17 protein-coding genes are annotated in these 22,156 nt (G+C 71.4%); 10 read left to right on the top strand and 7 right to left on the bottom strand.

The window, feature by feature from the left end; translation table 11 throughout:
• Nucleotides 1-3: 3 nt before the first annotated feature.
• Nucleotides 4-2,865 carry an excinuclease ABC subunit UvrA gene (uvrA, locus tag AB0M93_RS14145; protein WP_364272694.1) on the bottom strand — a complete coding sequence of 954 codons (2,862 nt, stop codon included), beginning with the start codon at nt 2,863-2,865 and terminating at the stop codon, nt 4-6.
• A 77-nt stretch (nt 2,866-2,942) separates the two neighbouring features.
• Nucleotides 2,943-4,148: an acyltransferase gene (locus AB0M93_RS14140; RefSeq protein ID WP_364272691.1), complete on the bottom strand. Its 1,206-nt coding sequence runs from the start codon at nt 4,146-4,148 to the stop codon at nt 2,943-2,945.
• Between the two features lie 111 nt (nt 4,149-4,259).
• On the opposite strand from AB0M93_RS14140, the gene AB0M93_RS14135 reads away from it, so the two are divergent.
• Complete coding sequence (locus AB0M93_RS14135; protein ID WP_364272688.1) at nt 4,260-4,937, top strand: MBL fold metallo-hydrolase; 678 nt, start codon at nt 4,260-4,262, stop codon at nt 4,935-4,937.
• 31 nt (nt 4,938-4,968) lie between these two features.
• On the opposite strand, the gene AB0M93_RS14130 is transcribed toward AB0M93_RS14135, so the two are convergent.
• Nucleotides 4,969-6,345, bottom strand: a complete 1,377-nt coding sequence (locus tag AB0M93_RS14130) for a DUF4365 domain-containing protein (RefSeq protein WP_364272910.1) — start codon at nt 6,343-6,345, stop codon at nt 4,969-4,971.
• Between the two features lie 91 nt (nt 6,346-6,436).
• Here AB0M93_RS14130 and AB0M93_RS14125 point away from each other — a divergent pair, with 91 nt between their 5' ends.
• Both AB0M93_RS14125 and AB0M93_RS14120 read left to right on the top strand, forming a co-directional pair.
• On the top strand, nt 6,437-8,410 hold the full coding sequence (locus tag AB0M93_RS14125) for a UvrD-helicase domain-containing protein (protein ID WP_364272685.1): 1,974 nt from the start codon (nt 6,437-6,439) through the stop codon (nt 8,408-8,410).
• A gap of 109 nt (nt 8,411-8,519) precedes the next feature.
• On the top strand, nt 8,520-9,011 hold the full coding sequence (locus AB0M93_RS14120; protein ID WP_364272682.1) for a hypothetical protein: 492 nt from the start codon (nt 8,520-8,522) through the stop codon (nt 9,009-9,011).
• Nucleotides 9,012-9,024: 13 nt separating this feature from the next.
• Here AB0M93_RS14120 and AB0M93_RS14115 read toward each other — a convergent pair whose 3' ends face one another.
• The 3 genes from AB0M93_RS14115 to AB0M93_RS14105 all read right to left on the bottom strand — a co-directional run bounded on the left by AB0M93_RS14115 (nt 9,025) and on the right by AB0M93_RS14105 (nt 11,867).
• A complete protein-coding gene (locus AB0M93_RS14115; RefSeq protein ID WP_364272679.1) occupies nt 9,025-9,807 on the bottom strand; it encodes a DUF1684 domain-containing protein in 783 nt (260 codons plus the stop codon).
• An 81-nt stretch (nt 9,808-9,888) separates the two neighbouring features.
• Nucleotides 9,889-10,851 (bottom strand): hypothetical protein, encoded by a 963-nt coding sequence (locus AB0M93_RS14110; protein ID WP_364272676.1) that lies wholly within the window; start codon nt 10,849-10,851, stop codon nt 9,889-9,891.
• Between the two features lie 311 nt (nt 10,852-11,162).
• Complete coding sequence (locus AB0M93_RS14105) at nt 11,163-11,867, bottom strand: Crp/Fnr family transcriptional regulator (protein ID WP_364272673.1); 705 nt, start codon at nt 11,865-11,867, stop codon at nt 11,163-11,165.
• 74 nt (nt 11,868-11,941) lie between these two features.
• On the opposite strand from AB0M93_RS14105, the gene rnhA reads away from it, so the two are divergent.
• The 5 genes from rnhA (at nt 11,942) to AB0M93_RS14080 (ending at nt 18,335) form a co-directional block, all read left to right on the top strand.
• Entirely contained in the window at nt 11,942-12,403 is a 462-nt protein-coding gene (gene rnhA / locus AB0M93_RS14100; RefSeq protein ID WP_364272670.1) for a ribonuclease HI, read from the top strand.
• 164 nt (nt 12,404-12,567) lie between these two features.
• On the top strand, nt 12,568-13,455 hold the full coding sequence (locus tag AB0M93_RS14095) for a carbohydrate-binding protein (protein ID WP_364272667.1): 888 nt from the start codon (nt 12,568-12,570) through the stop codon (nt 13,453-13,455).
• 47 nt (nt 13,456-13,502) lie between these two features.
• A complete protein-coding gene (locus tag AB0M93_RS14090; protein WP_364272664.1) occupies nt 13,503-13,883 on the top strand; it encodes a YchJ family metal-binding protein in 381 nt (126 codons plus the stop codon).
• Nucleotides 13,884-13,907: 24 nt separating this feature from the next.
• A complete protein-coding gene (locus tag AB0M93_RS14085; protein WP_364272661.1) occupies nt 13,908-15,140 on the top strand; it encodes a hypothetical protein in 1,233 nt (410 codons plus the stop codon).
• A 117-nt stretch (nt 15,141-15,257) separates the two neighbouring features.
• Entirely contained in the window at nt 15,258-18,335 is a 3,078-nt protein-coding gene (locus AB0M93_RS14080) for a carbohydrate-binding protein (protein WP_364272658.1), read from the top strand.
• 33 nt (nt 18,336-18,368) lie between these two features.
• Here the strand turns inward: AB0M93_RS14080 and AB0M93_RS14075 are convergent, their stop codons facing one another.
• Nucleotides 18,369-19,754: a carboxylesterase family protein gene (locus AB0M93_RS14075; RefSeq protein WP_364272655.1), complete on the bottom strand. Its 1,386-nt coding sequence runs from the start codon at nt 19,752-19,754 to the stop codon at nt 18,369-18,371.
• Nucleotides 19,755-19,827: 73 nt separating this feature from the next.
• Between AB0M93_RS14075 and AB0M93_RS14070 the strand changes: the two genes are divergently transcribed.
• Nucleotides 19,828-20,235, top strand: coding sequence for a nuclear transport factor 2 family protein (locus AB0M93_RS14070; protein WP_364272652.1), 408 nt, complete (start codon nt 19,828-19,830; stop codon nt 20,233-20,235).
• A gap of 33 nt (nt 20,236-20,268) precedes the next feature.
• Entirely contained in the window at nt 20,269-22,152 is a 1,884-nt protein-coding gene (locus AB0M93_RS14065) for a Na+/H+ antiporter (RefSeq protein ID WP_364272649.1), read from the top strand.
• Nucleotides 22,153-22,156: the final 4 nt, after the last annotated feature.

Raw genomic sequence — 22,156 nt, 5'->3', positions numbered from 1 at the left:
CCGTCACTCCCCCGCGAGCACCGTCCGCAGGAACTCGCCGGTGTAGCTGCCTTCGACCTCGGCGACGTACTCCGGCGTGCCTTCGGCGACCACCGTGCCGCCGCCCGAGCCACCCTCGGGGCCCATGTCGATGATCCAGTCGGACGTCTTGATCACGTCGAGGTTGTGCTCGATCACGATCACCGAGTTGCCCTTGTCGACCAGGCCGTTGATCACGCCGATCAGCTTGTTGATGTCCTCGAAGTGCAGACCCGTGGTCGGCTCGTCGAGGATGTACACCGTCTTGCCGGTCGAGCGCTTCTGCAGCTCGCTGGCCAGCTTGACGCGCTGGGCCTCACCGCCGGACAGCGTCGGCGCGGGCTGGCCGAGCCGGACGTAGCCGAGGCCGACGTCCACCAGCGTCTGCAGGTGGCGGTGGATGGCCTTGATCGGCTCGAAGAACTCCGCGGCCTCCTCGATGGGCATGTCGAGCACGTCCGAGACGGTCTTGCCCTTGTAGTGCACCTCGAGGGTTTCCCGGTTGTACCGGGCGCCCTTGCAGACCTCGCAGGGGACGTAGACGTCCGGCAGGAAGTTCATCTCGATCTTGATCGTGCCGTCGCCGGCGCACGCCTCGCAGCGGCCGCCCTTGACGTTGAACGAGAACCGGCCCTGCTGGTAGCCGCGGACCTTCGCCTCCGTGGTCGCGGCGAACAGCTTGCGGACGTGGTCCCAGACCCCGGTGTAGGTGGCCGGGTTGGACCGCGGGGTCCGGCCGATCGGCGACTGGTCGACGCGCACCAGCTTGTCGACGTTGTTCAGGCCGTTCACCCGGGTGTGCCGGCCCGGCACCTGGCGGGCGCCGTTGAGCTTGTTCGCCAGCACGGTCGCGAGGATGTCGTTCACCAGCGTCGACTTGCCCGAACCGGAGACGCCGGTGACCGAGACCAGGCAGCCGAGCGGGAACGAGACGTCCAGGCCGCGCAGGTTGTGCTCGCGCGCGCCGACGACGGTCAGCTGCCGCTTCTTGTCGATCGGCCGCCGGATCGCCGGGATGTCGATCTTGCGCCGGCCGGACAGGTACTGGCCGGTCAGCGACTCCTTGCTCTTGAGCAGCTTCTTGTACGGTCCACTGTGGACGATGTGGCCGCCGTGCTCGCCCGCGCCCGGGCCGATGTCGACCACCCAGTCGCTCGAGCGGATGGTGTCCTCGTCGTGCTCGACGACGATCAGCGTGTTGCCCAGGTTCCGCAGCCGGGTCAGCGTCTCGATCAGCCGGTGGTTGTCGCGCTGGTGCAGGCCGATCGACGGCTCGTCGAGCACGTACAGCACGCCCACCAGACCGGAACCGATCTGCGTCGCGAGCCGGATCCGCTGCGCTTCTCCACCCGAAAGCGTGGCCGACGCGCGGTCGAGCGACAGGTACGTCAGGCCGACGTCGAGCAGGAAGCGCAGCCGGGCCTGGATCTCCTTGAGCACCGCGCCGGCGATCATCGCCTCGCGCTGGCCCAGCTCCAGCTCGTCGAGGAACTGCGACGCCTCCGCGATGGACAGCGCGCAGACCTCGGCGATGGACATGTCGCCGCGGGTCTTGTGCTGCAGCGTCACCGCGAGGATCTCCGGCTTGAGCCGGGTGCCCTGGCAGGCCGGGCACGGCACCTCGCGCATGTAGCCCTCGTACCGCTCGCGCATGTACTCGGACTCGGTCTGCTCCTGGCGCCGCTCGAGGAACGGGATGACGCCCTCGAAGGCCGCGTAGTACGAGCGCTGGCGGCCGTAGCGGTTCTTGTAGCGGACGTGGACCTGCTCGTCGACGCCGTGCAGCACCGCCTTCTGGGCGCGCGCCGGCAGCCGCCGCCACGGCGTGTCCATCCGGAAGCCGATGGTCTCCGACAGCGACTCGAGCAGGCGGATGAAGTAGTCCGCGCTCTGGCCGCCCGACCACGGCGCGATCGCGCCCTCGGCCAGCGACAGCTCGTCGTCCGGGACCACCAGCTCCGGGTCGACCTCCTTGCGGATGCCGATGCCGGTGCACTCCGGGCAGGCGCCGTAGGGCGAGTTGAAGGAGAACGAGCGCGGCTCGAGGTCCTCGATGGCCAGCGGGTGGCCGTTCGGGCAGGCCAGGTTCTCGGAGAAGCCGCGGATGCGGTGCGGGTCACCCTCGGGGAGGTCGACGAACTCCAGCTCGATCAGCCCGTCGGCCAGGCGCAGCGCCGTCTCGACCGAGTCGGTGAGCCGCTGGCGCGATGCGGCCTTCACGGTCAGCCGGTCGATGACCACGCCGATCTGGTGCTTTTCCTGCTTCTTGAGCTTCGGCGGGTCGGTGAGCGGGTGCATGGTGCCGTCGACGACCACGCGCGCGTAGCCCTGCTGCTGCAGGTTCTCGAACAGGTCGACGTACTCGCCCTTGCGTCCGCGCACCACCGGCGCGAGCACCTGGAACCGGGTGCCCTCTTCCATGGCGAGCACCTGGTCGACGATCTGCTGCGGGGTCTGCTTGCTGATCGGCTCGCCGCACTTGGGGCAGTGCGCCTTGCCGGCGCGGGCGTAGAGCAGGCGCAGGTAGTCGTAGACCTCGGTGATCGTGCCCACAGTGGAACGCGGGTTGCGCGAGGTCGACTTCTGGTCGATCGACACCGCGGGCGAGAGGCCCTCGATGAAGTCGACGTCCGGCTTGTCCATCTGCCCGAGGAACTGCCGGGCGTACGCCGAGAGCGACTCGACGTACCGGCGCTGCCCCTCGGCGAAGATGGTGTCGAAGGCGAGGCTCGACTTCCCCGACCCGGACAGGCCGGTGAACACGATCAGGCTGTCGCGGGGCAGGTCGAGATCCACGCCGCGGAGGTTGTGCTCGCGGGCACCGCGAACAACGAGGCGATCAGCCACGCCAGGGTCCTCTCAAAGTCATTCTCGGTTGCAGTCGCCGACCCGGTTCTCAGCTGCACGGGTGGCCGCGATCCATGCTACGAGCCACCACCGACAAAAACGGGTTCCGCGTCCTTGACCTGCGGTTCTTCGGGCTTCCGGCGTCTGGTGAGCCACCGGTGGGCCGGGCGTTCGACCCCCGCGGTGACCGCCCAGCCGGCCAGCACGGCGGCGCCGACGACCGCGGGGAGCCGCAACCAGCCGGGGAGGCCGAGGTCGAGCAGGGCACGGGCCAGGACGTAACCCAGTTCCTGGTGCACCAGGTAAAGACCATACGAGATGCCCGCGAGCCAGGTGACGGCCGGGGCGATCCGGGCCAGCCCGGGGAACCGCCAGTCCGGTCCGCGGGCGGCCAGGCAGACCAGCAGGAGCAGCGCGGCGAACCCGATCGTGGACGGCCAGCGCTGCGCGTCCTGGGGCAGGGCGACGTGGAACGGGAAGACCTGCAGGTCCTGCGCGGCGACGGCGGCCACGACGAAGAGCGCGGCGTGCCAGGTCTTGAGCCGCCGCTGCGCCCACAGCCAGATCGCGACGCCGATCGCGAAGACGTGCAGCCGGTGCAGGCCCAGGCCGTAGTAGAAGGTCTCGACGACCGGGCTCGCCGTGCCTGGCGGGAAGACCACGAAGCGCAGCGCGAGCGGGACCAGGATCAGGGACCACAGCAGCGCGACGGTCAGCCGGTGGGTGCGCCACGACCGCGGCCACAGCAGGGCGGCGCCGGTGAAGGCGAGCAGCTGCACCGGCAGCGTCCAGTAGGAGCCGTCCAGGTAGTAGAACGTCTCGGACCGGATGCCCCACTCCTGCACCATGCCGAGGTTGGCGACGAGATCCAGCCAGGTCGGGATGTACCACGGCGACGGGTCCGTGGGCGGCCCCTGCGGCACGCCGAAGAGGAACCCGGTGACGCCGGGCGGGTAGGGCAGGCCGCTGAAGGAGATGGCGGCCCAGCGCGTCACGACGTAGGTCAGCAGGACGGCGGCCAGGTAGGCGGGCACGAGGCGCGCGACGCGGTTCCAGAGCCACCGGCGCGGATTGCCCTTGCGGAGGCTCGCGCAAACGAAGAAGGCGGAGATCACCAGCAGGATCGCGGCGCCGAACTGCGCTGTCACCCGGAAGGGGTACCCCGTGAGTTCGGGGTGCAGCAGCGCGCCCTGGTGGGTGACGTGCCCGAGGATGACCGCGAAGACGGCGACGACCCGGAGGAGGTCCCAGCTGATCCGGCGCGGCGTCGGGGAGGTGGGCACGGTCGTCCTGAGGTCGGGGCTGGCGGGGGTCTGCGACGAGCCTACGTGCCGGCGCCCGCGGACGCTTGTGCGGGTGGAACCGCTTGGAGCGAAACGACTACCGTGTGCACGGTGAACATCGTGGAGACTTACACCGGGCACGTCGACCCGGGTGGCGACGCCACCCGCCGCACCCTGGACGCGCTGACCATCACCAAGCTGTCCGTCGGCCCGATGGACAACAACACGTACCTCCTGGTGTGCCGGGAGACGAACGAGGCGCTGCTGATCGACGCGGCGAACGACCCGGAGCGCATCTCCGACCTGATCGGCCACGGCCCGGACCGCCCGGCCCTGAAGACGGTCGTCACCACCCACCAGCACCAGGACCACTGGCAGGCACTGGGCGCGGTGGCGGGCGCGAACGGCGCGAACACGGCGGCCCATCCCTTGGACGCTTCACCGTTGCCGGTACCGCCGGACTTCCTGGTCGAGCACGGCGACACGCTGACGGTGGGCCAGGTCACGCTGTCGGTGATCCACCTGAGGGGGCACACGCCGGGGTCGATCGCCCTGCTGTACCGCGACCCGGCGGGTCATCCGCACCTGTTCACGGGGGATTCGCTGTTCCCGGGCGGGGTGGGGAAGACGTCGTCGCCGGAGAACTTCACTTCGCTGCTGGACGACGTGTCGTCGCGGATTTTCGACGAGCTGCCGGACGAGACGTGGTTCTACCCGGGCCACGGCGACGACTCGACGCTGGGTGCGGAGCGGCCGAAGCTCGGCGACTGGCGCGAGCGCGGCTGGTGAGCCGGGGATCTTCCCTGACGCACCGGGGAAGCTAACCGCGCCGCTCTCGGGACACCTTCCGGACGAACCGCTCCCCCGGCCAGAAGGTGTCCCCCAGGCTCAGCTGGTCGAAGAGCACGCAGACGGTTCCGGGAGTGTCTTCGGAATCCCAGACGGCCGACACGGTCCGCCCGCGTTCGTTCCCGTACCGGCTCAGCCAGTAGATCCGGTCACCCGGCCTGAGCTTGTAAGCCGCAACGCGCTCCCGGGGCGGTGCCTGCCGCAGGCTCGGGCGCCCGATCCGCGCGTCGAAACCGTATTCCCCGGCCGGTCGGGGGCAGCGCCAGACGATCCGGAACTGCTCGTCGATCGGGAGCGCGGGCGAGCCCACGCGAACTTCTTCGACCAGGTAGAACGTGACGAGCCGGCGCGCCTCGTCCGACATCTCGCGCCACGGATTCGAGAGCGCTTCGACACCCGCCTCGACATCCGATTCCAGCTCCGCGGCGACCGCAGCCAGCTTGCGGTCGGTCGCGGTTCGGGCGCGGAGCTCCCGGATCGACCGGGTCAACGCGCCGGGGTCGACCCAGAGATGGTGATCGATTCGCCTGGCCACGTAGTTGTCACGTGCCTCCACGTTCGTGCGAAGCGGCGGCTCACCGGCGATGGGTGGCCGAGCCCACTGGGCTGCGTCGAGACAGGCCGCCAGCCACTGCGCCTCGGCCTTGCTCAGGATCGTGTCCGCCAGTACGGGCACGCCGGGCAGGAGACCCAGTCGGCCGTCGGGGTGGAAGTGTTCGGGCCCGAAGTGCTGCGGGTACCAGTCGAGGTCGCTGTGGAGCAGCGTCGCGAATCCTTCGCCTCGGCGCTGCCGGAAGATCAGATCCTCGCCGTACACGTTCACGTGGTGGCGCACGATGTCCGACGGGCCGAACTCGACGCCCGCCATCTCGCCCAGCTGGGCCTGGATCCGGTTGCCCCGATAGCGGCTCAGGTAGTGCCTGACCTCGGCGACGAAGTCCGCGACGGATTCGTCGTCCAGCTTCCGCTCCGGGCTGACGGTGATCGTCTTCGACACCTCGCCGTTGCGCCGCGCCGACAGCAACTGCTTGGTGGCATTGTCCCAGTAGAGACTGTCTGTGTCCGGGTCGTGCACGACGCAGAGCACCGGGATGTTGCCGTCGGCCCACGTGCTGCCGTGGCCACCGACCGGCACGGCGTACCGGTCGTGTCTGCGCCACGAGCGGCCGCCCTTGACCTGGATCTTGATCAGGTCGCCGGTGACTTCACCGTTCTCCGTGAACGTGACGTGCAGGTCCTCGCCGAAATCGTTCTGACCGTCCACCTCTTGAACGATGTGGTCGTGCCGCTCAAGAAGAGTCCGCAGCACGTTGACCGCCGCACGGCCAGGTCTGCGGGATTCAGGCACCTTCGGCAACGGCCCTCCGGATCATGTGCGGCAACCGAACGACGGTCCGCGGCGGGTTGGGTACTGTCGGAGGCTAATACGGGGAGGGCCGGTGGGGCAGAGCAGGCACGCCAGGCGAGTGCTCCTTCAGCAGGCTTCGGCGCTGTTGAAGGAAAACGTCCCGCAACTCGACGGCGACCGCCGCCGGATCCTCACCGCCCTGCTCGTCGAGACCGCCGGAAACTGGCGCCTCTTCGTGCGCATCGCTCCCCCGGACGAGCGAGCCGACGCCTTCCTCGTCGGTCCAGAAGGCCTCTTCGCCGTCACCATCGCCACTGCCTCGCCGCAAGGCCCCGCCCTGCACTCGCTCGTGCGGCACGCCGAAGAAAGCTGCGCCGGCATCCGGGACGGCCGTGGGCGTGAACTCACCGGCAGCGCCGTCCACTTCGTGCTGATCACCCCCGGTGCCCAGGCGGCCGTCCGGGACGCCGGGCCGTTCCGAGTGCTCGCGGAGCCGGACGTCGCCCGGCTGTTCAAGCGCACCGCGCCGCACCTCGGCCGTCGCCAGATCGAGGTGATCGGCGAGCAGGCCGGGCGCATCCTCCGCGGCTATCTCCCGTTGCGCGTCCAGACGCCCGGCAGCGGCGAAGCCGCGGAGGGGTTCCTGGACGCGGGAAGCCTCGTCGACGCCGAGGTCGCCGCCGCCCAGCTGCGGCCCTTCGACTCGTGGCTGACCTTCCTGCACCCGCACCAGCGGGCGGTCGTCAGCCGCGACTACCGCGGGCCGGCGCGGATCAGCGGGCCGGCCGGGACTGGGAAGACCGTCGTCGCGCTCCACCGGCTGCGGCACGTTGCCCGGCGGACCGCCGGGCCGCTGCTGTTCACCACCTTCGTGCGCACCCTGCCGCCCGTGCACGAGGCCGCGTTCCGGCGGCTGGCCCCGGAGTTCGGCGACCGGGCGGAGTTCGTGCACCTCCACGCCTGGGTGCGCCGGTTCCTGGCCGAGCGCGGACAGCCCGTGGACGTCGACCCGCGCGGGGTGCGGACCGCGTTCGGCCGCGCCTGGACGCGCCACCGCGCCGTGCTCGAACCGATCGAGCGGCACGACGACTACTGGCGGACCGAACTCGACCGGGTCATCAAGGGCCGCGGGTTCACCACGCTCGAGGAGTACCGCCGTCCGTCGGTGCGGCGGGGCCGCGAAGTCCGGCTGGGGCACGAACAGAAGGCCGCGGTCTGGCAGTTCTACGAGACCTACCAGGAGATGCTCGCCGAACGCGGCCTGCACGACTACAACGACGTCATCGACATCGCGCTGGCCGAGCTGCGGCGGCAGCCGCTCGAAACCCGCTACGCCGCGGTGGTGGTCGACGAGGTGCAGGACATCACCCTCAACGGCCTGCGGCTGATCAAGGAGCTGGGCGGCACCGGCCCGAACCAGCTCCTGCTGGTCGGCGACGGCCAGCAGCAGGTCTACCCGGGTGGCTGGCGGCTGTCCGACGCCGGCATCCCGGTCCAGGGCCGCGGGGAGGTGCTGCGGGTCAACTACCGCAACCGCGCCGAAGTACTGGCCTTCGCCCAGCGGTTCGACGCCCGCAACGAAGTCGACGACCTCGACGGCGCCGCCGGGATCACCCTGCGGAACGCGGAAGCCGGCAATACCGGCGGCACGACGGCGTCCTGGCGTGGGACCGAAGGCGACCTCGCGGCCGAGCTGACGCGGCGGATCGCCGGGCTGCGGGACACGCTCGGGCAGACCGCGCTGATCGTGTTCCAGCGCCAGGACCTCGTGCGGTGCCGCCGGATCCTGCGCGAAGCCGAGATCCCCGTCCTCTCCCTCGACGACTACTCCGGGGCCCCCGACGATCACCTGAAGGCCGGCACCGTGCACCGGGCGAAGGGGCTCGACTTCCGGGCCGTCCTCGTCGTCGAGTTCACCGGCAGGCCGGGAGATCCGGGCGCGACGGGAGCCGCCGCCGAGGAGGCGTCGGACCTGCGCGACCGGCAACGGCTCGTCGCGGCGACGCGCGCCCGCGATTTCCTCTGGTGGGGTGTCGTCGAGGACACGTTCGGAGCAGCCGGGTAACGCTTGGGGCGTCAACCCCCGCTTCCGGGCAACGCACCGGACGAACCGGGCGTCTCCCGCAAACCCAGCGCTGGGACTTCCATCGGTTCTTTCCGCCAGGAGGCCCACCATGTCCAGACCGAAGCGGCGTGCACTCGCCGCCGTCATCCTGCTGCTCGGCACAGGCGGGATCCTCGCCGCCGCCTCGCCCGCCCAGGCCGCCGCGCCCGTCATTCCCACCATGACGAACATCCGGACCGGGCTCAACACCGGGTTCGACCGGGTCGTGCTCGACCTGGGCTCCGGGCCCGCGCCCGCCGTCAGCTACCAGCTCACCGACGAGCTCACCGCCGACCCCAGCGGCGAGATCGTCTGGCTCACCGGCCAGTACTTCGTCAACGTCACCGCGACGCCCGCCGCCGCGCACGACGTCAACGGGAACCCGACCTACACCGGGCCCCAGAAGTTCCGGACGCGGAACCTCGCCAACGTCATGGCCGTCGCCGTCACCGGGGACTTCGAGGCGCACCTCTCGATCGGGCTCGGGGTGCGGTCGCGGACCACGGTGAACGTCTTCACGCTCACCGCGCCCAACCGCGTCGTCATCGACGTCGCCCACTGAGCCGGCGGGGGAGTCACCCGCGCTCGTACGGGATCTTCTCCCCCGCCTCGACCGCGAACGGCAGGTGGTTGCCGGCCGGCGGCAGCGGGCACGTCGCGAAGTCGGTGAACGCGCACGGCAGGTTCACCGCGCGGTTGAAGTCCAGCGTCACCGAGCCGTCCGCGGCCGGCTCGGTGACCGGCAGCGACCGGTTGGCGGCGTACGTCGTCACGCCGCTCGTCCCGTCGGTGAACAGGATGCTGAGCCCGCCGTTCTTGCCGTTGAACGCCGTCAGCGTGTGCGACGCGCCATCGCGGGTGAAGCGGACCACGCCCGGCGCCGTGTAGACGTGGCTCAGCCCCTCCACCACGGCACCGACCGTCGTGGGCCGCGGCTCGGCGAAGGGTTCGAACCGGCCGGACAGCACCCACGACGGCGACGGCTCGTACGCCGGGACCCCGCGGAACTCGCGCAGCACCTCGGCTTTCGGGTCGTGGACGCGGATCAGGTACCCCGAGCGGCGGGCCACTTCGATCTCGACGTCGCCGGCCAGCACCCGGGTGCCCGCGCCGCTGTTGACCAGCTCGAACCGCCGGACCCCGGTGAGCGGTTCGCCCTCGTGCACCAGCGACGCGCCGGCCGGGTCGACGTACGCCGCGTCCGCGTCCTGCCACCAGCGGCCGGGGATGCCGGGGTACTCCCGCGGGACGTCGGTCAGCCAATCCAGCGACACCAGCGCCAGCCAGCCGTGCGGCTCGGCCAGGTCCGCCTCGCGCCGGGCCTTCCAGTCCTGCCACTCCTGGGTGAACGTGCTCATCGCGGGCCCCTTCCGTCGGCTACGACGGTGCCAACCCGGCGCCCGCACCGCTATTCCGCGTCCCAGCATCCGGACCCCGGCTCAGTCCGCGAAGGACCACTGCAGCCCGTAGCTCAGGCCCTGGTGCAGGTCATGGAACTCGAGGCCGACCTCGCCGACGCGGTTGACCGTCACCGCGTCGCCGGAGTCGACGCCGTCGTCGACGACCCGGCCCGGCACGCCGTTGAGCCGCCACACCCGCGACGGCGGCGCCGCGCGGTCGAACCGGACCCGCACCGAGAGCTTCTCGCAGCGGCGCAGCGGCGTCATGACGTAGAACGGCCGCAGCCCGGCGCGCCGCGGCGTGAACCGGATGCCGTACTCGTGCCGCTGGCCGAGCCGCAACGGGCTCGGCAGCCGCAGGACGAATTGCGCGTGGCTCGCCGAAACCCGGCGTGCTTCGACGATTTCGCCGCCGAACAGCGCGTCCGCGGTGATGTCCGGCACCGGGTCGCCGCCCGGCTCGACCGGCACGCTGACCGGCAGGATCAGCTCGTCGAGTTCGTCGGCCTCCGCGACGATCCGGCGTTCCTCCCGCAGGTCCGGTGGGTCGCGGTCGAGCCGGAGCATCGCCTTCATCGACTCGACGTACCAGCCGGCCAGCGGGTGCAGGTCACCGCGGGACGCGGGCGCGCCGAGCAGCTCGTCGAGCCGGCGGAACGCGAGGTCGATCCGGCGGCGGGCGGTGCGCGGGTCGCGGTCGAGGACGGTGGCGAGCCACGAGATCCGCCGGTCGAGGAACTCGCCGGCGGCCTCTTCGTGGAGGCCGAGCGCCGCCAGCGCGGCCAGCCGCAGGTCCGCCGGCAGCCGCCCGCACAGCTCGGTGAGCCGCAGCACGAGCTTGTGGCGCGCGGCCGCGGGCTGGTCGGCTTCGGTGATCGCGCACGCCGCCCGCAGGCAGGGGCCGATCCGCTGGTGCAGGTCGGCCGCGTCGAGCCCGCGGCCGCGGCGCAGTTCGTTCAGCTCCCGCACGAACGGCAGGGTGTGCTCGTCCGTCGTCCCCACCCCTCACGCTTTCCGGCGGAAGAAATGCTCACGGTATCAGGTGCCGGTTATGCGGAATCCATTCGCGAAATGCCCGGCCGACCGGCCCCCCACGCGCCGGCCGGCCGGGCTGCACCGCGGGTCAGCGGGCCCCGAAGATCAGGGCCCAGATCGAGTGGCTCTCCATCGAACACACCTCCTCGTTGCGCTACCCAGGCCGAGGCGGAGGGTTCCCCGGCCTCGCTCGAAAGGGAAATCCGGCCGGAGGCATCCGGTTCTTTCCGGCCGGTTTCCAGGATCGCCGGGCGGCGCGGTTCGTCAGATGCCCGATGTCACGGACGTTGTGTGCCGTTTGGCTCAGAACGGGCGAAGGCCCGCAGCACGCGGGGTTCGCGGATGAGGAACCGGCGACGGCCCGTCTCGACGATCCCGCGTTCCCGCAGCACGCGCAGCGCCCGAGCGACGGTACGCCGGGCGGCGCCGATCTGCGCGGCGATGTCCTCCTGCGACAGCGCGTCGATGACCACGCCCTCGGGCACGGTCCGGCCGCGTTCCTCGGCCAGCCGGACCAGGACCACCGCGACCCGGCGGCTGACGTCGAAGGCGGCCGAGTCGATCCGGGCGGACTCGGCGTTGCGCAGCCGGGCCGCGACGGTCTTGATCGTCGCGATGGCGATCGACGGCCGCGCGTGCAGGACGTCGACGAACTCCGCACCGGTCAGCTGGAAGACCGTGCAGGGTTCGATCGCGCGCACCGACGCCGACCGCGGCCGCCCGGTGACCGCCGCGAGATCGCCCAGCACCTCGCCGGGGCCGCGCAGCCCGAAGAGCACCTCGCGGCCGTCCTCGACGATCGTGGAGACGCGCACCCAGCCGGAGACCAGCACGTGGACGTGGTCGGACGGATCGCCCTCCATGAGCACGACGTCGTTCGCGCGGAACCGACGGCGGGTGCCGCGGGCGAGCAGGTACTCGCGATCGGCGTCGGCGAGGTAGGCGAGCAACGCCCCCTCCGCCGTGTCGTCGTGCCCGCTCATCGCTCCCCTCCGGATCACCACCGTAACCCGGCGTGGCCGCGTTCCGCGAGCGTGACGCCCGGTAGGGTCGGCGCGTGGACGTGGAGATCTTCACCGACGGTGCGTGCAGCGGGAACCCCGGACCGGGCGGCTGGGGCGCGGTCCTGCGCTACGGCAGGCACGAGCGCGAGCTGTACGGCGGCGAAGCGACCCCGACGACGAACAACCGCATGGAGCTGACCGCGCCGATCCGGGCCCTGGAGAGCCTGACCCGGCCGTCGCAGGTGCGCATCTACACCGACAGCACGTACGTCCGCAACGGGATCACCCAGTGGCTCCCCCGCTGGAAGAAGAACGGCTGGCAGACGGCGGCGCGCGAACCGGTCAAGAACGCCGACCTGTGGCAGCGCCTCGACGCGGCGGCCGGCGGCCACGAGGTCGAGTGGCTCTGGGTCAAGGGCCACTCCGGCCACCCGGAGAACGAGCGGGCGGACCGGCTCGCGGTGCGCGGGGCGCAGGAGGCCCGGAAGACCGGGGAACCGGTCAACGCCGGTTAGCCGGGCCGCCGGCCGGTGCCGGGGAATTGCCGTTTTTTCCGCCGGGCCGTTTCGCTCACCCGTCCGGCCGGTTGACCACAGGGTACCGCCGCCGATAATTTCCGCCTCGGTCCGCCGAACGCCGTTTTCCGGTCGTTCTCCCGCGGATTCGCCGAGGAGAAACCGTGAGAAAACGCACCGCCGCCGCCGTCGAACCGGTCGCCGACGCCGCGATGGGCATCGGCAGCGCGCTGGCGCACACCGCCCGGCAGCCGGGCTGGTCCGAATGGGAAGACCACGGCGGCACCCTGGTGTCCCCGCCGGCCGCGGCGTCGTGGGCGCCGGGCCGGCTCGACGTCTTCGTCCGGGCGTCGGACAATTCCTTGTACCACAAAGCATTCAGCGGCGGCTGGTCCGAATGGGAACCGCTCGGTGGCCCGCTGGCCTCCGCCCCGGCCGCCGTCTCGTGGGGCGACGGGCGCATCGACGTCTTCGCCGTCAACACCGACAACATCCTGTGCCACACCCGGTTCGACGACGGCTGGTCGGCGTGGCAGTCGCTCGGCGGCTTCCTGACGTCGGCGCCGGCGGTGTCGTCGTGGGCGCCGGGACGGCTCGACGTCTTCGCGCGCGGCAAGGACAACGCCGTGCACCACCGGTGGTTCGACGGCGGCTGGTCCGAGTGGGAGAGCCTCGACGGGGTCGTCACGTCCTACCCCGCGGCCGTTTCCTGGGGTCCCGGGCGGATCGACCTGTTCGCCCGCGGGACGGACCACGTGTTGTACCACAAGGCTTTCAACGGATCCTGGTCCACGTGGGAGCCGCTCTGCGGGCCGCTGACGGCGGGCGTGGGCGTGTCCTCCCGCGCCCCCGGCCGGCTCGACATGTTCGTCCGCGGCATCGACGGCACCTTGCGCCACAACCGGTTCGACGGCAGCTGGGCCGGCTGGGAATCACTGGGCGGGCTGCTGCTGCACCCGCTCGGCCCGGCCGCCGTTTCCTGGGGACCCGGCCGGATCGATGCTTTCATCACCGGCGCGGACGGCCGCCTTTACCACAAATGGCAGGGGTGAATCGGGGCTCCGCGGTGCGTCCGGGCCCACCGTGGCACAATTCCCCGGTGCCTCCCGCCCCGTGCCCGTGCGGCCTCGCCGAGTCCTACGCCGCCTGCTGCGGCCGGTTCCACGACGGCGGGCTCACCGCGCCGACCGCCGAGCTGCTGATGCGCTCGCGGTTCAGCGCCTTCGCCGTGCGCGACACCGCGTACCTGCTGCGCACCTGGCACCCCGAAACGCGGCCGCGGCAGCTGCGGCTCGACCCCGGCCAGGAGTGGACGCGGCTGGAGATCCTCGGCCGCTCCGGGGGCGGGCTGCTGCACAACGAAGGCACGGTCGAGTTCCGGGCGCACTACCGCCACCAGGGCCGCGACGGCTTCCTCGAGGAGAACAGCCGCTTCCGCCGTGAGGACGGCCATTGGGTCTATCTCGACGCGGAGGCCTAGCCCTTCGTGCTAAACAGTGCGGCGATGGGAAAACTGACGCGCCGCGCCCGGGCGAAGGCGGACTACCTCGGTTTCGTCGGCGCGCGGGAGTGGCCGCTCGCCGCGTCCGGGCTGGGTGTCGTGCTCGGCGCCGTCACCATCCTGCCGAGCGCCGTCGGCGTGGTGCTCTCCGTCGTCGCGCTCGGGCTGGGCGTCGCCACGTTCACCCGGGACGTCCGGCTGCTGCGCCGCCGCTGGGCCGGGTTCGAGTTCACCACCATCGCCGCGCCCTTCCCGACCGCCGAGCTGCCGCCGCCGTCGGCCTACCCGGAATCGGCCTACCTCGCCGTGCCTGCCCGCGGGACGGCACTGGTCAGCGCCGCGATCGACCGGGACCTGTGGACGGAACAACACACGATCGACGTCGCCGAGGAGTCCTACCGGCTGCCCCCGGCGCTGAAGGCGACCGCGCCGCACGTGCTGCCGCTGCGGGCCCGCGGCCGGCTGCTGTTCAACGGGCCGATCGTCGGCATGCGCGGCGACCCGCTGCCCGCCGCCGGGGCCCGGCCCGCGCCGATCCGGCTGCACCGGGCCCGGTTCTTCGACGCCGTCTGCTCGAACGAGCTCGCCGCACTGCGCATCACGCGCGTGGACACCGGCGAAGAGTACGACCTGCGCAAGGCCGAGCTCACCGACACCGCCGGCGCGCTGCGGGCGCTCGGCAGCAGCACGCTGGCCGACCTCGTCGGCGTCTCCACGGTCGCGTTCACCACCGACGGCAAGCTGGTCACCGTCCGGCAGTCGCCGCTGAACTCCGTGAGCGGGCTGCTGCTCGCGCCGTCGGGCAGCGGCTCTCTGGAGCCCCGCGATCTGCGCACACCCGACGGCGGGCCTCGGCGGCTGCTGCACACCGCCGTCCGCGCCGGGATGGAACGCGAGCTGTGCGAGGAAAGCGGGCTCGAGCCCGCGGACGTCCGCGAGACGAAGGTGGTCGGGTTCGCGCGCTGGATGGAGCGCGGCGCCAAGCCCGAGTTCTTCGGGCTGACCCGGCTGGCCGTCGACAGCGCCGAGGTCACGCGGCGCCGCCCGGACAGCGGCGAACGGCTCTACAGCGCCGGGCTGACGCTCTTCGACGTCGACCTCGCCGCGATCGGCGCCGCGCTGGCCGGCGGTGTCCCGCTCAGCGAGGCACTCCCGCAACGGCTCTGGGAGGACGGTTCCCTGCCGCTCCTGCTGGCCCTGCGCGCCGCCGCCGCGTGGCAAGCCGCCCGGGTCTGACGAAACGGCCCCTGTTCCCGACGTGACCGGGCCGCTACGATCGTCGCAATTGTTAGGAAAGTTCCCTAACGATGGTCCGCTGTCCCCCGCCGCCGTGGGTGCCTAGGAGGCGCGCTAGTGAGCTATCGGCAGAGAAAAACCCGGACACTACTCCTGGCGGCCTCGCTGGCCGTCGCGGTGAGCGGGGTGACCGTCGCGTCGGCCACCGGCCAGGAGCCCGCGCACGCCGTCGTCGCCGCCGCGGCCCCGGCCACCGCCGTCCCCGGCTTCCTGATCCAGACGTCAGCGCAGGTCAGCGACGACTCCGCCGTGTCGAAGCCGGGGTACAACACGTCCGGCTGGTACCCCGTCGGCCCGCGTTCGACCGTCTACGCCGGCCTGCTGGCCAACGGCAAGTACGCCGACCCGTTCTACTCGACGAACATGAAGAACGTGCCCACCGCGGACTTCCAGGTCCCGTGGTGGTACCGCACCGACCTCACCGTCGCCGACACCACCCAGCGCACGTACCTCGACTTCAGCGGCGTGCTGTCGAAGGCCGACGTCTGGGTCAACGGGACGCGCGTCGCCGACAAGACCCAGGTCACCGGCGCCTACACCCGCCACGACCTGGACATCACCGCGCAGGTGAAGGCCGGCACGAACAGCATCGCGTTCAAGGTCTACCCGAACGACCCGAACAAGGACCTGTCGATGGGCTGGATCGACTGGGCGCAGACCCCGCCGGACCAGAACATGGGCATCGTGCGGGACGTCCTCGTCCGGCGCAGCGGCCCGGTGGCGCTGCGCGGCGGCCACGTCGTCACGAAGCTGACCGGGCTGACCCACGCCGACCTGACGGTGAAGGCCGACGTCCGCAACGACTCCGCGGCCGCGGTGTCCACGACGGTCTCCGGCACGGTCGCCGGCAAGGCCATCAGCCAGACCGTGAATCTGGCCGCCAAGGAGAAGAAGACCGTCACCTTCGGCGTGGTCGGGATCGACAACCCGCAGGTCTGGTGGCCGGCCGGGATGGGCGGCCAGCCGCTCTACGACCTCGACCTGACCGCGGCCGTCGGCGGGACGGCGTCGGACACCTCGCACTCGAGCTTCGGCGTCCGCACGGTGACGGCGAACAAGAACTCGAGCGGCGGCCGGGCGTACACGATCAACGGGCGCCCGCTGCTGATCAAGGGCGGCGGCTACTCACCGGACCTGTTCCTGCGCTGGAACGCCCAATACGCGGCGGACAAGCTCGCCTACGTCAAGGACCTCGGGCTCAACACCGTGCGCCTGGAGGGGCACATCGAGCCGGACGAGTTCTTCGACCTCGCCGACCGGATGGGCGTGCTGACGCTGCCCGGCTGGGAGTGCTGCGACAAGTGGGAGGGCCAGGTCAACGGCGACGAGAAGGGTGACCCGTGGACGTCCGCGGACTACCCGGTCGCGAAGGCGTCGATGACCGCGGAGGCCGAGCGGCTGCGCGACCACCCGAGCGTCATCTCCTTCCTCATCGGCAGTGACTTCGCCCCCGACGCGACGATCGAGAAGAACTACCTCGACGCGCTGTCGGCCGCGGACTGGGCGACGCCGGTGGTCCCGGCCGCGTCGGCGAAGTCGTCGCCGCAGCTGGGGTCGTCCGGGATGAAGATGAACGGGCCGTACGACTACGTCCCGCCGAACTACTGGTACGACAAGGCGCACAGCGACCTCGGCGGCGCGTGGGGCTTCAACTCCGAAACCAGCGCCGGGCCGGACATCCCGACGATGGACACGCTCAAGCGGATGATGTCCTCGAGCGAGCTCGACACGCTGTGGAAGAACCCGTCCGCCGCGCAGTACCACCGGTCGTCGTCCTCGACGTTCGCCAACCTCAAGCTGTTCGGCGACGCGCTCACCGGCCGCTACGGCAAGCCGGCGAGCCTGGACGACTTCGTCCGCAAGGCGCAGCTGGCGCAGTACGAGAACGTCCGCGCCGAGTTCGAGTCGCACTCGCGCAACTTCAGCGACGGCTCGAACCCGTCGACCGGGATCATCTACTGGATGCTCAACAGCGGCTGGACGTCGCTGCACTGGCAGCTGTTCGACACCTACCTCGACCAGAACGGCTCCTACTTCGGGGCCAAGAAGGCGAACGAGCCGCTGCACATCCAGTACTCGTACGACACGAAGTCGGTCGTGGTGGTCAACCACAACCACGACGCGGCGTCGGGCCTCACCGCGTCCGTGAAGCTGTACAACCTCGACGGGACGGAGAAGTTCACCCAGTCCAAGGCCGTGTCGGTGGGCGGTGACGGCGCGAAGACGACCGCGCTGACCATCGGTTCGGTGAGCGGGCTGTCGACGACGTACCTGGCGAAGCTGGTGCTCACCGACTCGTCGGGCAAGGAGGTCAGCCGGAACGTGTACTGGCTGTCCACCAAGGCCGACACCCTGGACTGGGGCAACAGCGACTGGTACTACACGCCGACGACGTCGTACGCCGACCTGTCCGGGCTGAACGGCCTGGCCCAGGTGTCGCTCGGGTCGACCGCCACGACGACGACCAACGGCGACGGCACCACGACCACCAAGGTGACGCTGACGAACCCGGCGTCCGGCAAGGTGCCGGCGTTCTTCGTCGACGCGCACGTGGTCGGCGCGGCGGGCGCGCCGGTGCTGCCGGTGCGCTGGACCGACAACCAGGTCAGCCTCTGGCCAGGCGAGTCGGCGACGCTGACGGCGACGTACCGGACCGCGGACCTCAAGGGCGCCAAGCCGTCCGTGCGGATCGCGGGCTGGAACACCGGGACGAAGACGATCCCGGCGGACGGCACGGTCGACCCCGGCCCGGGCAACCCGGTGGACTACCAGGCCGAGGACGCCACCATCGCAGGCGGCGTCGCGGAGTCCAACCACACCGGCTTCACCGGCACCGGGTTCGTCAACTACGACAACGCGACCGGCAGCGCGGTGGAGTTCTCCGTCGACGCGGCCGCGGCAGGACCGGCGAACGTCGTCCTGCGTTTCGCGAACGGCACGACGGCGAACCGCCCGATGGACATCACGGTCAACGGCACGAAGGTGGCGTCGGCGGTGGCGTTCGGCGGCACGGGCAACTGGGACACGTGGCAGACGGTCACGATCTCGGTGACGCTGACCGCGGGAACGAACAAGATCAAGGCGACCGCGACGACCGCCAACGGCGGCCCGAACGTCGACAAGATCACCGTCTAGGTCCGAGCCGGGGCGGTACCGCGCCGCCCCGGCTCAGTCCCAGAGCAGGCGCTGCTCGCGGTCCGGATCGGACACCGTCGCCGAGACGTCGTCGAAGAGCCGGGTGACGCGGTCCGCCGTGGTGTAGCGCGGCCAGCCCGGGTCGCCGGTCGTCACGAACCGGACCCAGGCGCCGAACATCTCCGTCGCCACCGCCTGCATCCGCTCCGCGGGGAACGGGCGCCCGGCGAAGAGGAACCGCCAGTTGCGGTTGCGGATGTCGTCGAACACCAGCGGCAGGTCGAGGCCGTGCGCCGCGCCGAGTCCCCTGCCGCGCGGGGCGATCCGCCAGTCCAACCGGTACATCCAGGCGTCCGAATGCGCTTCGGCGAACCGGATCGCCGGGATCCACCAGTCCCCGGCCGTCAGCGCGCGGTTGCGGATCTGGTCCTCGGGCCAGTCGAGCAGCTCGGTGTAGACCGCGACGGCCTTCTCGATCTCGTCGGCGGTCAGCATCGTCGAGCCGACGCCCAGGAGCTTCGCGCCACCCGACTGCAGCCAGCTGAACAGGTCCTCTTCGTCGGCGGTCGTGCCGATCAGCAAGGGGACGTCGTGGACGCCGTCGAGCGGGCGGTGCGGCAGCAGCTCGTCGCCGACGACCACGCGGTAGGTCACCTTGGTCCCGGACTTCGCCGAAACCCGTTGCTGCGCCTGGAGGATCCGCGTCACCGGCAGCGTCGCCAGCTCGTCCGGCGAAGCGTCCAGCTCCGCGAGGACCGCTTCGGCGACCGCCGCGCCTTCGGCCGCGGTGTGCACGAGCGAGCCGACGCCGGTGCCGCTCTGCACGATCGCCCGGTGGACCAGGCCGCGGGTGGCGGGCACGGCCAGCAGCGTCCCGACGGTCCGGCCGCCGTTGGACTGCCCAGCGAGGGTGACGCGGCCCGGGTCGCCGCCGAACGCGCCGATGTCGTCCCGCACCCACGCCAGCGCGGCGACCTGGTCGCGCAGGGACAGGTTCGAGTCGGCGACCCCGGGCAGGTGCAGCATCCCGAGCACACCGAGCCGGTAGGCGACGGTCACGACGACCACGCCGCGGCGGGCGAACGCGGACGCGTCGAACTGGTGCGGCGCACCCGTCACGCCGCCGCCGCCGTGGATCCACACGAGCACCGGGTACGAACCGGGCTCCGCGGGCGCGTAGACGTTCAAGTAGAGGCAGTCCTCGTCACCGGTGAAGCCGCGCCCGGTCAGCTCGGGCTGCGGTGCCCGTGGCGCCCACTTCGTCGCGTCGCGTTCGCCGCGCCACGGCGGCACCGGCCGGGGTGCGCGGAACCGCAGCTCCCCCACCGGCGGCTCGGCGTACGGCACCCCGAGGAACGTCCTGACTCCGTCCCGCCCGGACCCGCGCAGGGCACCGGCCCCGATCTCCACCGTCGTCACGAACCCAGCCTAGGAGCTTGCGCTGGAGTGCGCTCCAGCGTGTTGACTGGAGCGCACACACCGGGAGGGGACCATGAGCGCGTCCGAAAACAAGCAGCTCCTGAAGACGGTGTTCGACGCCTGGGCGACCGGGGACATCCGGCCGCTGATCGCCGCCATGGCCGACGACGTCACGTGGACCGTCAGCGGGCACAACAGCTGGTCCGGCCGCTTCAGCGGCAAGGACTCCGTCCGCCGCGACCTGCTGGGCCCGCTCGGCGAGCAGTTCGACGGCACCTACACGAGCACGGCGAGCCGGTTCGTCGCCGAGGACGACGTCGTCGTGGTCGAGACGCAGGGCAGCGTCGCCACCAAGGCCGGGGCCCGCTACGACAACAAGTACTGCTTCGTGTTCCGGGTGGAAGACGGCCGGATCCGCGAGATCACCGAGTACATGGACACCCAGCTGGTCGCGGAGGTGCTCCCGGAACTGGCCCGGTGACGCCCGCCGCGACGGCCGGGTGATGATTACCCCGTGCACATAGCGGCAGAGATAGTGGCGCTGGTCGTGACGGTCCTCGTCGTCAGCGCGGTGGCGCGGCGGCTGGACTGGTCCGCTCCGCTGTGCCTGATCGTCGTCGGCGTCGCCGGCTCGTACGTCCCCGGTGTGCCCGAGGTCCACCTCGACCCCGAGGTCGTGCTGCTGGGCCTGCTGCCCCCGCTGCTGTACTCGGCGGCCATCCAGACGTCCCTGGTCGACTTCCGGAAGAACCGCGGCGCGATCGGCCTGATGTCGGTGGGGCTCGTCGTGTTCACCGCGCTCGGCGTCGGCCTGGTGGCCTGGGCGGTGATCCCCGGGCTCCCGCTGGCCGGCGGCATCGCGCTCGGCGCGGTGGTGGCGCCGCCGGACGCGGTCGCGGCCAGCGTCGTGGCCCGCCGGGTCGGCATGCCCCGCAAGCTGATCCGGCTGCTCGAAGGCGAGAGCCTCTTCAACGACGCGGCCGCGCTGGTCGCCCTCCGCACCGCCATCGCCGCGCTGGCCGGCTCGGTCAGCCTCTGGCAGGTCGGCGCCGACTTCTTCCGCGCGGCCATCGGCGGGGCGGTGGTCGGCCTGGTCGTCGGGTTCGTGGCCGCGTTCATCCGCGCCCGGATGGACGAGCCGGTGCTCGACACCGCGCTGTCGTTCGCCGTGCCGTTCATCGCCTACATCCCGGCCGAGGCCATCCACGGCTCCGGCGTGCTCGCGGTGGTGATCGCCGGGCTCATCCTCGGCCACAAGGCGCCGCAGATCCTCTCCGGTTCGACCCGGCTGGCGTCCCGGCTGAACTGGCAGACCATCCAGTTCCTGCTGGAGAACATGGTCTTCCTGCTGATCGGCCTGCAGCTGCGGCGGATCCTGGCCGAGGTCGGCGAGAGCGGGCTGTCGCTGATCACGCTGACCTGGATCTGCGTCGCCGTGCTGGGCGCGACCATCCTCACCCGGGTGCTGTACCTGATCGGCATCGGCACGGTGAAGCGCGTCAAGCGGCGCATCCTGCCGGGGAAGGTCAAGGCGAAGATCTGGCCGTGGCGCTACTCGGCCGTCATCGCGTGGGCGGGCATGCGCGGGGTGGTCACGCTCGCGGCCGCGTTCGTGCTGCCCGCCGACACCCCGCAGCGGGCCGTGCTGGTGCTCGCGGCGTTCGTCGTCGTGGCCGGCACCCTGGCCGTCCAGGGCATGACGCTGCCGCCGCTGATCCGGCGGCTGCGCCTGCCGCGGCCGGACCCCGCGGAGGACGCGCTGCAGGAGGCGGCCGTCCTGCACGACATGACCCGGGCCGCGCTGGCCAAGCTCGACGAGATCCGGACGGACGACGACCCGCCGGAGATCATCCAGCGCCTGCGCGACCGGCTGCAGCACCGCGCCGACTCGGCGTGGGAGCAGCTCGGCAGGCAGAGCGCGCTGGCCGAGACGCCGAGCGACGCCTACCGCCGGCTGCGGCTGGCGCTGCTGGAGGTCGAACGCGACCAGTTCCTCAAGGCCCGGGCCAGCGGCAGCGCCGACGACGACGTCCTGCGCAAGGTCCTCGAGCGGCTCGACATCGAAGAGTCCATGCTCGACCGCGACGAGGAAGAACCCGACGTGGAGGGCCGCGAGCTGCGCACCCCGGCCGCGACGGCCGGCTCGTGCAAGCACCTGGCCCACGAGTGGGTCGAGCGCGATCCCAGCTCGCCGGACACGTGCGCCGCCTGCATCGAAGAGGGCACGACCTGGGTGCACCTGCGCATGTGCCTGAAGTGCGGCAACGTCGCCTGCTGCGACTCCTCGCCCCGGCGCCACGCCACTCAGCACTTCCACGAGTCGCGGCACCCCGTCATGCGCAGCTTCGAGCCGGGCGAGACGTGGCGATGGTGTTTCGTGGACAAGCAGCTGGGCTAGGGTC

Origin of the sequence: Amycolatopsis sp. NPDC051102 (assembly GCF_040682815.1) — a bacterium.
GTDB lineage: Bacteria > Actinomycetota > Actinomycetes > Mycobacteriales > Pseudonocardiaceae > Amycolatopsis.
This window is presented reverse-complemented; position numbering and strand designations above follow the sequence as displayed.

Coding starts and splice junctions, on each gene's coding strand:
- AB0M93_RS14120 (WP_364272682.1), top strand. CDS start 8,520: ATGTCCAGACCGAAGCGGCGTGCACTCGCCGCCGTCATCCTGCTGCTC.
- AB0M93_RS14115 (WP_364272679.1), bottom strand. CDS start 9,807: ATGAGCACGTTCACCCAGGAGTGGCAGGACTGGAAGGCCCGGCGCGAG.
- AB0M93_RS14105 (WP_364272673.1), bottom strand. CDS start 11,867: ATGAGCGGGCACGACGACACGGCGGAGGGGGCGTTGCTCGCCTACCTC.
- AB0M93_RS14085 (WP_364272661.1), top strand. CDS start 13,908: ATGGGAAAACTGACGCGCCGCGCCCGGGCGAAGGCGGACTACCTCGGT.
- AB0M93_RS14070 (WP_364272652.1), top strand. CDS start 19,828: ATGAGCGCGTCCGAAAACAAGCAGCTCCTGAAGACGGTGTTCGACGCC.